This is a genomic window from Streptomyces sp. NPDC101237, assembly GCF_044767465.1.
Lineage (GTDB): Bacteria > Actinomycetota > Actinomycetes > Streptomycetales > Streptomycetaceae > Streptomyces > Streptomyces gramineus.
The window spans coordinates 50,689-61,977 of record NZ_JBIWNY010000040.1; the positions used below are offsets into that span (position 1 = coordinate 50,689).

9 protein-coding genes and 1 pseudogene are annotated in these 11,289 nt (G+C 72.5%); 9 read left to right on the plus strand and 1 reads right to left on the minus strand.

Going from position 1 to position 11,289, the window contains the following annotated elements; genetic code table 11:
• Positions 1 to 29 precede the first annotated feature (29 nt).
• The 4 genes from ACIRQ9_RS37330 (at position 30) to ACIRQ9_RS37345 (ending at position 4,151) form a co-directional block, all read left to right on the plus strand.
• Entirely contained in the window at positions 30 to 812 is a 783-nt protein-coding gene (locus ACIRQ9_RS37330; protein WP_404184240.1) for an IclR family transcriptional regulator, read from the plus strand.
• A gap of 9 nt (positions 813 to 821) precedes the next feature.
• Complete coding sequence (locus ACIRQ9_RS37335) at positions 822 to 2,162, plus strand: lanthionine synthetase LanC family protein (protein WP_404184243.1); 1,341 nt, start codon at positions 822 to 824, stop codon at positions 2,160 to 2,162.
• Between the two features lie 161 nt (positions 2,163 to 2,323).
• Entirely contained in the window at positions 2,324 to 2,557 is a 234-nt protein-coding gene (locus ACIRQ9_RS37340) for a hypothetical protein (RefSeq protein ID WP_404184246.1), read from the plus strand.
• 178 nt (positions 2,558 to 2,735) lie between these two features.
• A complete protein-coding gene (locus ACIRQ9_RS37345) occupies positions 2,736 to 4,151 on the plus strand; it encodes a glycoside hydrolase family 16 protein (RefSeq protein WP_404184249.1) in 1,416 nt (471 codons plus the stop codon).
• 54 nt (positions 4,152 to 4,205) lie between these two features.
• Here ACIRQ9_RS37345 and ACIRQ9_RS37350 read toward each other — a convergent pair whose 3' ends face one another.
• Positions 4,206 to 5,102, minus strand: coding sequence for a helix-turn-helix domain-containing protein (locus ACIRQ9_RS37350; protein ID WP_404184252.1), 897 nt, complete (start codon positions 5,100 to 5,102; stop codon positions 4,206 to 4,208).
• Between the two features lie 145 nt (positions 5,103 to 5,247).
• Between ACIRQ9_RS37350 and tkt the strand changes: the two genes are divergently transcribed.
• The 5 genes and pseudogenes from tkt to ACIRQ9_RS37375 form a co-directional block, all read left to right on the plus strand.
• The gene (gene tkt / locus ACIRQ9_RS37355; RefSeq protein ID WP_404184255.1) at positions 5,248 to 7,326 is read left to right on the plus strand and encodes a transketolase; all 2,079 of its coding nucleotides are present in this window, start codon (positions 5,248 to 5,250) and stop codon (positions 7,324 to 7,326) included.
• Positions 7,327 to 7,358: 32 nt separating this feature from the next.
• Entirely contained in the window at positions 7,359 to 8,501 is a 1,143-nt protein-coding gene (gene tal / locus ACIRQ9_RS37360) for a transaldolase (RefSeq protein WP_404184258.1), read from the plus strand.
• A complete protein-coding gene (gene zwf / locus ACIRQ9_RS37365) occupies positions 8,501 to 10,069 on the plus strand; it encodes a glucose-6-phosphate dehydrogenase (protein WP_404184261.1) in 1,569 nt (522 codons plus the stop codon). The genes tal and zwf overlap by 1 nt, the downstream gene beginning before the upstream one ends.
• Entirely contained in the window at positions 10,066 to 11,001 is a 936-nt protein-coding gene (gene opcA / locus ACIRQ9_RS37370; RefSeq protein WP_404184264.1) for a glucose-6-phosphate dehydrogenase assembly protein OpcA, read from the plus strand. The genes zwf and opcA overlap by 4 nt, the downstream gene beginning before the upstream one ends.
• Positions 10,994 to 11,289: pseudogene (locus ACIRQ9_RS37375) on the plus strand (glucose-6-phosphate isomerase); the annotation flags it as partial. The gene opcA and the pseudogene ACIRQ9_RS37375, both read left to right, overlap by 8 nt.

An 11,289-nucleotide genomic window follows, 5' to 3' on the forward strand; every position in this document is an offset into this window, starting at 1 on the left:
CGGGCGGCCGGTGCGCCATGCTGCGATCCGTGCCTCGTCGCGCACCCGCCGCCCGCACCGCGCCCGACCGGCTGCTGTCGGTACTGGCCGCGTTCGACCACGGGCATCCGGCGCTCGCCCTGAGCGACATCGGCCGCCGGGCCGGACTGCCGCTGACCACCGCGCACCGTCTGGTCGGTGCGCTCACCGCGTGGGGCGCGCTGGAACGGGACGCGGAGGGGCTGTACCACGTGGGGCTGCGGCTGTGGGAGCTGGCCGCGCTGGCGCCCCGGGGACTCGCGCTGCGCCAGGCCGCGCTGCCGTACCTGGAGGACCTGTACGAGGCGACCCACGAGAACGTGCAGCTGGCGGTCCGGGACGGAGCCGAGGTCGTCTACATCGAGTGGCTGTCGGGGCGTTCCGCGGTGGGGGTGCACATACGGGTGGGCGCCCGCTGGCCGCTGCACGCGACGGGCGTGGGCCTCGCGCTGCTCGCGCACGAGCCGCCCGGATTCCAACGGGACTACTGTGCGGGGACGTTGGCCGCCTTCACGCCGTACACGATCACCGATCCGGTGCGGCTGCGCCGTTCGCTCGCCGAAGTGCGGCGCACCGGAGCCGCGGTGAGCAGCCGCCAGGTGACGGACGACGCGCTGTCCGTGGCGGCCGCGGTGCGCGGTGCAGCGGGGCAGGTGGTCGCGGCCGTCTCGGTGGTGGTGCCCGAGGCCGACGCCCAGGTGCCGGCGCTGGTCCCGGCGGTGCGGCTGGCGGCCCGCGGGATCTCCCGTGCGCTGGGCTGGCGGCCGGACCGGACGGCGGGTCGGCCCCTGTAGCGTGTTCCGGTGACGACGAGCGAGGTGTACCGGGAGCTGGGCGAGGCCGCCTGGACGTGGGTGCTGGGGCAGATGCGGGACGACGCGGGCCCCTGGCTCCCGGAGACGGTGCCGGAGGAGGACCCCGGGGACCCGGCGCCCGAAGAGGACCGGGACTCGCTGTACGCGGGGATCGCCGGACTCGCCCCGGTGCTGGCGGAGATCGCGCGGTACCGGCCGATGAGCACGCGGGAACGGGCGCTGGCCGCCGGGATCGTGGAGCGTCTGTCGGCGCGGGCACCCGTCGCGACCGAGCCGTCGCTCTACCTCGGCCTGGCCGGTCACGCGACGGCGTTGCGGCTCCTCGCGCCGGGCAGCGAGGCGACCGCGCTGCGGCGGCTGGCCGAGCTGGCGGCCCCCGGGGGCTGGCGGACGACGACCGGGTTCGTCCCGGACTCCGACGCGCCCCTGACCGACATCGTCATGGGCGTCGCGGGTGTGGTCATGACGGCGGTCTGGGCGGGCGGCCCGTACGCGGAACACCTGGCGACGACCGGGGGTGAGGCCCTGCTGCGGATGGCCGACCGCACCGCGGCGGGGCTGGACTGGGGGATCTCGCCGGGCAGCGAGTCGCGGTGCCCGAACTACTCGCACGGGGCGGCCGGGGTGGGCGCGGCCCTGGCGGTGGCGGGCGCGGCCCTGCACCGGGAGGACTTCGTCGCGGCCGCCGTGGACGCGGCCCGCCACGTCCTGTCCGTCGGCTCGCTCGCGGACGGCGGCTTCGTCGTCCCGCACACGATCCCGCCGTCGAAGCGGGAGGTGGAACCGGTGACGTACACCTGGTGCCACGGTCCCGCGGGCACCTCCCACCTGTTCACGGCGCTCGCCCACGCGGGCGTCCCCGAGGTGGCGGGGCACGCCGTGGGCGAGCTGCGGCAGCGCTGCCTGACCTCGACCCTCGCCTCGGGGATCCCGGAGCGGCTGCGCCCGGGGTTCTGGGACAACGACGGCCGCTGCTGCGGGACGGCCGGCGTCGGGGACGTCCTCCTCGACGCCGCACAGGACCTCGCGGGCACACCCGAGGCGGACCCGCTGGTGCGCGGCGCGGTACGGATGGGCGACGCGCTCGTGGAGCGGGCGGTCCGGGACGCGGCGGGCGCCCGCTGGCGCTTCGTGGAGTACCGCGCCGAGAACCCGCTGCTGCCGCCGGGCACGTCGTGGATGCAGGGCGCGGCGGGCATCGCGGCCTACCTGCTGCGTCTGGCCCGCTACCTCGACACCGGCCCGGACGCCCCGGTCGTCTCCCGCCCCGACCAGTGGTGGGCGGTACCGGCGCGGCTGCGCGGCGAGGGGCCGGTCCTGGTCGGCTGACCGCCGCCGTGGCCGCGTACGTCACCGCGTCGGCCCGTGGCCGGCCGACGTGCCGCGGACCGTGCGGCGCCCGCACCCCGCGCACCCGGCCCGGCGCGAGCTGCGCGAACCGGCGGCGGCGGACCGCGGCCGGGTCGTCGAGGGCGAGTTCGTGCAGGGAGATGTGCCAGGAGAAGCGGGCCCGGTGCACCGCGCTCCGCGGCCCGCTCGCGGGCCGGGCGCTGCGCGTCGGCCAGGGCGCGGGGCACGTCGACGGCGGCCGGGGCCGGGGCAGTCCACCACCCGGCCGGCCGGGAACCCACGGCGAACGGGCCGCCGAGTCGGCCGGCGTGCTCGACGGGTTCAACGGCCGGAACCTGTCCCGGGCGGGCCGGGAGGCCGCCGGCGCGGTGTGATCCGCGAACCTCTTCACTGCCTGAACTCCGTTGGCGTGCAAGGAGATTCTTTGTTTTGACTCTTGACGGCCGCAGGCGCGGAGAGCACATTGGGCGCACTTTGAGAGCGCTCTCAGAAATGGCTCGGAAGCGTTCTCGGAGGCACCCGCACCCCCACTCCGTACCCGAGAGGCACCCCATGAGTGAAACCTCCGGTATCTCCCCCGCGGACCCCGGACGGCGGCGTCCCCTCACCCGCGCCCTCGTCGCCGTGCTCGCCACGATCGGCCTGGCGGCCGCCGCCGCCACGACCGCCACCCTTCCCGCCAGCGCGTCCGCGCCGGGCACGCCGTCCGGCTGGAGCCAGGTCTTCCTCGACGACTTCAACGGCTCCGCCGGCACCGGCGTCAACACCTCCAACTGGCAGTACGACACCGGGACCTCGTATCCCGGCGGCGCGGCCAACTGGGGCACCGGCGAGGTCGAGACGATGACCTCGTCGACCAACAACGTCGCACTCGACGGCAACGGCAACCTGCTGATCACCCCGCGCCGTGACGCCTCGGGCAACTGGACGTCGGGCCGCATCGAGACCACCCGCACCGACTTCCAGCCGCCGGCCGGCGGAAAGCTGCGGGTCGAGGCGCGGGTGCAGATGCCCAACGTCACCGGGACGGCGGCGCAGGGATACTGGCCCGCGTTCTGGATGCTCGGGGCGCCGTTCCGCGGCAACTACCAGAACTGGCCGTCGGTCGGCGAGCTGGACATCATGGAGAACGTGCAGGGCCTGAACACCACGTGGGCCACCATGCACTGCGGCACGAACCCGGGCGGTCCCTGCAACGAGACCACCGGCCTCGGCAACTCCACCTCCTGCCCCGGCTCCACCTGCCAGTCCGGCTTCCACACTTACACGATGGAGTGGGACCGCTCGGCGAGCCCCGAGGCGATCCGCTTCTCGGTCGACGGTGTCACCTACCAGACGGTGACGGCCAATCAGGTCGACGCGACGACCTGGTCGAACGCCACCCGGCACGGTTTCTTCGTCATCCTGAACGTGGCCATGGGCGGCGGCTTCCCCGGCGCGTTCGGCGGCGGCCCCTACGGGACCACCGAGCCGGGCCACCCGATGACCGTCGACTACGTGCAGGTGCTCCAGAGCACCGGCGGCGGTGGCGGCACCACGCCGCCGCCGTCCGGCAACCGTGACGCCTACAGCGCCATTCAGGCCGAGTCCTACGACAGCCAGTCCGGCGTCACCACGGAAGCGACCACCGACACGGGCGGCGGCCAGGACATCGGCTACGTCACCGGCGGCGACTGGGCGCTGTACAAGGGCGTCGACTTCGGCTCGTCGGCAGCCACCCAGTTCAACGCGCGGGTGGCGAGCGGCGCCGCGAGCGGGGTCAGCGGGCTCGTGGAGGTCCGCCTCGACAGCCGGAGCAACGCGCCCGTGGGCAGTTTCGCGGTGGGCAACACCGGGGGCTGGCAGAGCTGGAGAACGATCCCGGCCAACATCAGCGCGGTGACGGGCACCCACGACGTCTACCTGACCTTCAGCAGCGGCCAGTCGGCGGACTTCGTGAACGTGAACTGGTTCGACTTCGGCCACTGACGGAGGGAGTTCGGGACACGCGGCGCCGGGGTCCGCCCCGGCGCCGTCGCCGTGTCAGCGCAGTTCCGCCCGGAACGCCACCGGGGTCTGGCCCGTGTGCAGGTGGAAGAACTTGGAGAAGTTCGCCGCGTCCGGGAAGCCGACGGCCACGCCCACCCGGCCGATCGGCAGGTCGGTGTGGGCCAGCAGGCGCTTGGCCTCCAGGACGACCCGCTTGTCGATGAAGCCCTTCGGCGTCTCGCCGGTCGCGGCACGCACCGCGCGCACCAGGGTGCGGCGGGAGTATCCGAGGGCGTCGGCGTAGGCGCTGACGCTGTGGTTGTCCGCGAAGTCCTTCTCCACCGCGTCCCGGAACAGGGTGAAGGTGGTGTCGGCCTGACGGCGGGCCGCCTCCGCCGAACTGGCCGCCAGGTGGGCGAGCCGCAGCAGGAGCGCCGTGAGCGAGTGGCGCAGGACAGAGGTGTGCAGCCCGGGGGGCAGGGTCTGGTCGTCCTCGTACTCGCGCTGGAGGTTGGCGAGCGAGGCCCGCACCGCGGCGAGCTGCGGCGCGTCGGGACGGAGCAGGGGCGGCAGGTCGTAGCGGTAGAGTCCGGTCGCCTCGACGATGGCCCGCGGCAGGAAGCCGGGCTGCATGGTCAGGACGGTTCCGCGGTACTCGCAGGTCCGCGAGAAGCGGTGGACCTGTCCGGGGCGGATCCAGAGCAGGTCGCCGGCGTGCGCCTCGTACTCGGCGAAGTCGATCATGTGGCGGACCGGGCCCGCGGCGAAGAGCATGACCACGTGGAAGTCGATGCGGTGAACGCGCTCCAGGGGGGCATCCGCGTGCCAGGTGCGTCCGGTTCCCATCGGGCCGACCTGGATGCCGACGCCGCCGACGCTCAGATCCACCGGGAAGGGGAAGGTCCTGATTCCGTCACCGTCGCCCGCCCCTTCGGGCGTTCTGTCCGCCATGTCCTTCTCGTGCCGTCCCTGCCGAAGATCCGTGTCCCACTTTCACCACAGGCTGACACACTCCGACCTTCCTTCCAAAAAGTCAGACTTTTACTTTTGAACGCGTCAGGCCAGCCAGAACGTTTCGAACGAGGACTTCTTGAAGATGAGCACGCAGACAGCAGACGGCTTCGAGTGGACCGACCTGGACCGGCGTGCCGTGGACACCGCGCGCCTGCTCGCCGCGGACGCCGTGCAGCAGGTCGGCAACGGACACCCCGGCACCGCCATGAGCCTGGCCCCGGCCGCTTACACGATCTTTCAGAAGGTGATGCGGCACGATCCCGCCGATCCCGAGTGGACCGGCCGGGACCGTTTCGTCCTCTCCCCCGGACACACCTCGCTCACCCTCTACACCCAGCTGTTCCTCGCCGGGTACGAGCTGGAGCTGGACGACCTCAAGGCCTTCCGCACGCACGGCTCCAAGACGCCCGGCCACCCCGAGTACGGCCACACGGCCGGCGTCGAGACCACCACCGGGCCGCTCGGCCAGGGCGTCGCCAACGCGGTCGGCATGGCGATGGCCGCCCGTTACGAGCGCGGCCTGTTCGACCCGGAGGCCCCCGAGGGCACCTCCCCGTTCGACCACACGATCTGGGCGATCGTCTCCGACGGCGACCTGGAGGAGGGCGTCTCCGCCGAGGCCTCCTCGATGGCAGGCCACCAGAAGCTCGGCAACCTGGTCTTCCTCTACGACGACAACCACATCTCCATCGAGGGCGACACCGCGACCGCGTTCTCCGAGGACGTCCTCGGCCGGTACGCGGCCTACGGCTGGCACACCCAGCGCATCGAGCCCACCGCCGAGGGCGACGTGGACGTGCACGCCCTGCACGCGGCCCTGAAGGCGGCGCGGGCCGAGACCGGGCGCCCCTCCATCATCGCCATGCGCACGATCATCGCCTGGCCCGCCCCGAACGCGCGGAACACCGAGGCCTCCCACGGCTCCGCGCTCGGCACCGACGAGATCGCCGCCACCAAGCGCCTCCTCGGCTTCGACCCGGAGCGGACCTTCGAGGTCGCCGACGAGGTGCTGGCCCACACCCGCCGGGCCCTCGACCGGGGCGCCGAGGCCCACGCCGCCTGGGACAAGCGCGTCGCCGAGTGGCGCACCGGGAACGAGGAGCGCGCACGGCTCTTCGACCGGGTCGTGGCCGGCCAGCTGCCCGAGGGCTGGGAGGCCGAGCTGCCGGTGTTCGAGGAGGGCAAGGCCGTCGCCACCCGGGCCGCCTCCGGCAAGGTCCTCCAGGCGCTCGGCGCGGTGCTGCCCGAGCTGTGGGGCGGCTCCGCCGACCTCGCGGGCTCCAACAACACCACCATCGACAAGACGTCCTCCTTCCTGCCGAAGGGCAACCCGCTGCCCGAGGCCGACCCGTACGGCCGTACCGTCCACTTCGGGATCCGCGAGTTCTCGATGGCCGCCGAGATGAACGGCATCGCGCTGCACGGCAACACCCGGATCTACGGCGGCACCTTCCTGGTCTTCTCCGACTACATGCGCAACGCCGTCCGGATGGCGGCGCTCATGCAGCTCCCGGTGACCTACGTCTGGACCCACGACTCCATCGGTCTCGGCGAGGACGGCCCCACCCACCAGCCGGTCGAGCACCTCGCCTCGCTGCGCGCGATCCCCGGCCTGAACGTCGTCCGCCCGGCCGACGCCAACGAGACCGCGGCGGCCTGGGCCGAGATCCTGAAGAGGCACGCCACGCGTCCCGCCCCGCACGGGCTCGCGCTGACCCGCCAGGGCGTGCCGACGTACGCGCCGAACCCCGACGCGGCCAAGGGCGGCTACGTACTGCGCGAGTCGTCGACCGAGACCCCGGAGGTGATCGTCGTCGCCACCGGTTCCGAGGTGCACCTCGCCGTCGAGGCACGGGACCTCCTGGAGGCCGAGGGGATCGGCACCCGGGTGGTGTCCATGCCGTCCGTGGAGTGGTTCGAGGAGCAGCCGCGCGAGTACCGCGAGAGCGTCCTGCCGCCGGCCGTGAAGGCGCGGGTCGCCGTGGAGGCCGGGATCGGCCTGACCTGGTACCGCTACGTCGGCGACGCCGGCCGGATCGTCTCCCTGGAGCACTTCGGCGCCTCCGCCGACGCCAAGACCCTGTTCACCGAGTTCGGCTTCACCGCCGAGCACGTGGCCGCGGCGGCCCGCGAGTCCCGCACGGCCGCCCGTACCGCCTGATCCACCAGCCAGAAACAGTTCAGTAGAGGAAGATGATCACTGTGACCGAAGCAACCGCCACCGCGGGAGCACTGAAGCGCCTGTCCGACGAGGGCGTCTCGATCTGGCTGGACGACCTGTCGCGCAAGCGGATCAGCACCGGCAACCTCGCCGCGCTCGTCGCCGACCGGGGCGTGGTGGGCGTGACCACGAACCCGTCGATCTTCCAGGCCGCCATCGGCTCCGGCGAGGGGTACGAGGAGCAGCTCGCCGACCTGGCCGTGCGCGGCGTCACGGTCGAGGAGGCCGTGCGCATGATGACGACGCAGGACGTGCGGGCCGCCGCCGACGTGCTGCGCCCGGTGTTCGACGCCACCGACGGCCGGGACGGCCGGGTCTCCATCGAGGTCGACCCGCGGCTCGCCCACGACACGGTGGCCACCGTCGCCGAGGCCCGTCAGCTGGCCTGGCTGGTCGACCGCCCGAACGTGATGATCAAGATACCGGCGACCAGGGCCGGCCTGCCCGCGATCACCGAGGTCATCGCCCAGGGCATCAGCGTCAACGTCACGCTGATCTTCTCCCTGGAGCGCTACCGCGAGGTCATGGCCGCCTACCTGGCCGGTCTGGAGCAGGCCGCCGCCAAGGGCCTGGACGTCTCCGCGATCCACTCGGTGGCCTCGTTCTTCGTCTCCCGCGTCGACGCCGAGACCGACAAGCGGCTGACCGTCCTCGGCACGGACGAGGCGCTCGCCCTGCGGGGCCGGGCCGCGCTGGCGAACGCGCGGCTGGCCTACGAGGCCTACGAGCAGGTCTTCGCCGGCGACCGCTGGAGCGCCCTGGAGTCCTCGGGCGCGAACCGCCAGCGCCCGCTGTGGGCCTCCACCGGCGTGAAGGACCCGTCGTACAAGGACACCCTCTACGTCGACGAACTGGTCGCGCCCGGCACGGTCAACACCATGCCGGAGGCCACGCTGAACGCCACCGCGGACCACGGCGACGTCCGCGGCGACACGGTGACCGGCGGCTACGAGCAGGCCCGCGCCGACCTGGCCGCCGTCGAGCGGCTCGGCATCTCCTACGACGAGGTCGTGGGCAAGCTGGAGGACGAGGGCGTCGCCAAGTTCGAGGCTGCCTGGCAGGACCTGCTGGACGCCGTCACGAAGTCCCTGAACAGCAAGGGAGTTGACGCGTAATGAGCGAGAAGGACAAGGAGGGGCGGGCGCCCGAGGTGCCCGCCGCCGACTGGGACAACCCGTTGCGGGACCCCCGCGACCGGCGCCTGCCGATGGTCGCCGGGCCGTCCGGCCTGGTCATCTTCGGTGTGACCGGTGACCTGTCCCGCAAGAAACTGATGCCGGCCGTCTACGATCTGGCCAACCGCGGTCTGCTGCCGCCGGGCTTCTCGCTCGTGGGCTTCGCCCGCCGGGACTGGGAGGACCAGGACTTCGCGCAGGTCGTCCACGACGCGGTGCGCGAGCACGCCAGGACCCCGTTCCGCGAGGAGGTCTGGCAGCAGCTCGCCGAGGGCATGCGGTTCATCCCCGGCGACTTCGACGACGACGCCGCGTTCAAGCAGCTCAAGGACGCCGTCGACGAGCTGGACGGCTCGCGGGGCACCGGCGGCAACTTCGCCTTCTACCTCTCCGTGCCGCCGAAGTTCTTCCCGAAGGTCGTGCAGCAGCTGAAGAAGGTGGGGCTCGCCACCCCGCCGCCCGGGGCCTGGCGGCGGGCGGTCATCGAGAAGCCGTTCGGCCACGACCTGGCCTCCGCGCAGGACCTCAACCGGGTCGTGCACGACGTGTTCGACCCGGACCAGGTGTTCCGGATCGACCACTACCTGGGCAAGGAGACCGTCCAGAACATCCTGGCGCTGCGCTTCGCCAACCAGATGTACGAGCCGATCTGGAACCGCAGTTACGTCGACCACGTGCAGATCACCATGGCCGAGGACATCGGCATCGGCGGCCGCGCGGGGTACTACGACGGCATCGGGTCGGCCCGTGACGTCATCCAGAACCACCTGCTCCAGCTGATGGCGCTGACCGCGATGGAGGAGCCGATCGCGTTCGACGCGGACGCGCTGCTCACCGAGAAGCTGAAGGTCCTCAAGTCGGTGCGGCTGCCGGAGGACCTGGGCGAGCACACCGTGCGCGGCCAGTACGCCGAGGGCTGGCAGGGCGGCGAGAAGGTGATCGGATACCTCCAGGAGGACGGTATCGACCCCACGTCGAAGACCGACACCTTCGCCGCGGTCAAGGTCGAGATCGACAACCGCCGCTGGGCGGGCGTCCCCTTCTACCTGCGCACCGGCAAGCGGCTCGGCCGCCGGGTCACCGAGATCGCGGTGGTCTTCCAGCGGGCCCCGCACTCCCCCTTCGACTCGACGGCCACCGAGGAACTGGGCGAGAACGCGATCGTCATCCGCGTCCAGCCGGACGAGGGCATGACGGTCCGGTTCGGCTCCAAGGTGCCGGGCACGTCGATGGAGATCCGGGACGTGTCGATGGACTTCGCCTACGGCGAGTCGTTCACGGAGTCGTCCCCCGAGGCCTACGAGCGGCTCATCCTGGATGTGCTCCTCGGTGACGCCAACCTGTTCCCCCGTCACCAGGAAGTGGAAGAGTCCTGGAAGATCCTCGACCCGATCGAGACGTACTGGGCCGAGCACGGCAAGCCCGCACAGTACGAGTCGGGCAGCTGGGGACCCGAGGAAGCCGACGAGATGCTCGCACGAGACGGACGGAGCTGGCGCAGGCCATGAAGATCGACCTGACCGACACCACGGCAAGCAAGATCAACAAGGCGCTGGTGCAGGGCCGCCGCGCCATCGGAACGCCCGCGGTGGGCATGGTCCTGACGATGGTGATCGTCACGGACGAGGAGAACGCCTACGACTCGATCAAGGCCGCCGAGGAGGCCTCGCACGAGCACCCCTCGCGGACCCTGGTCGTCATCAAGCGGCACGCGCGCACCCTGCGCGACCGCACCGCCTCCCGCCTGGACGCGGAGGTCCGGGTCGGCTCCGAGGCCGGCACCGGCGAGACGGTCGTCCTGCGGACCTACGGCGAAGTCTCCGACCACGCCGACTCGGTGGTGCTGCCGCTGCTGCTGCCGGACGCCCCGGTCGTCGTCTGGTGGCCGGTGGAGGCCCCCGACAACCCGTCCAAGGACCCGCTCGGCGCCCTCGCCCAGCGCCGGATCACCGACCTGTACGCCGTCGAGCGGCCGATGGAGGTCCTGGAGGCCCGCGGCCGCAACTACGCGCCCGGCGACACCGACCTGGCCTGGACCCGGCTCACGCTGTGGCGGTCCATGCTGGCCGCCGCGCTCGACCAGGCCCGGTCCGACGTGATCTCGGCCGCCGTCGAGGCCGAGGCGGACAACCCGAGCGCCGAACTCCTCGCCCGCTGGCTGGAGGCCCGTCTGCGCGTCAAGGTGGACCGCGTGGTCTCCCCCGGCCCGGTCGTCACGGCCGTCCGGCTCGGCACCGCGGGCGGCGACATCGTCATCGACCGCCCCGAGGGCCCGCTGGCCACCCTGACCCTGCCGGGCCAGCCGCCGCGCACCCTCGCGCTGAAGGTCCGCGCCACCTCCGAACTGATCGCCGAGGAGCTGCGCCGCCTCGACGCCGACGAGATGTACGCCATCGCCCTGCGCGGCGAGGGCACCAAGGAGACGTCTTCCGATGCCTGACACCCCCCGGCTCACCGAGCGGCCCGAGTGGGCCGCGCTGGAGGACCACCGCGCCGAGGGCCGGCCGGTCCTGCGCGAGCTGTTCGCGACGGACCCGGCACGCGCCGAGCGGTACGTGGTACGGGTCGGCGACCTGTACATCGACTACAGCAAGCACCTGATCACCGACGAGACCCTCGCCCTGCTCCAGGAACTGGCCGCCGCCACCGACGTGTCCGGGCTGCGGGACGCGATGTTCCGCGGCGAGAAGATCAACGTCACCGAGGGGCGGGCGGTGCTGCACACCGC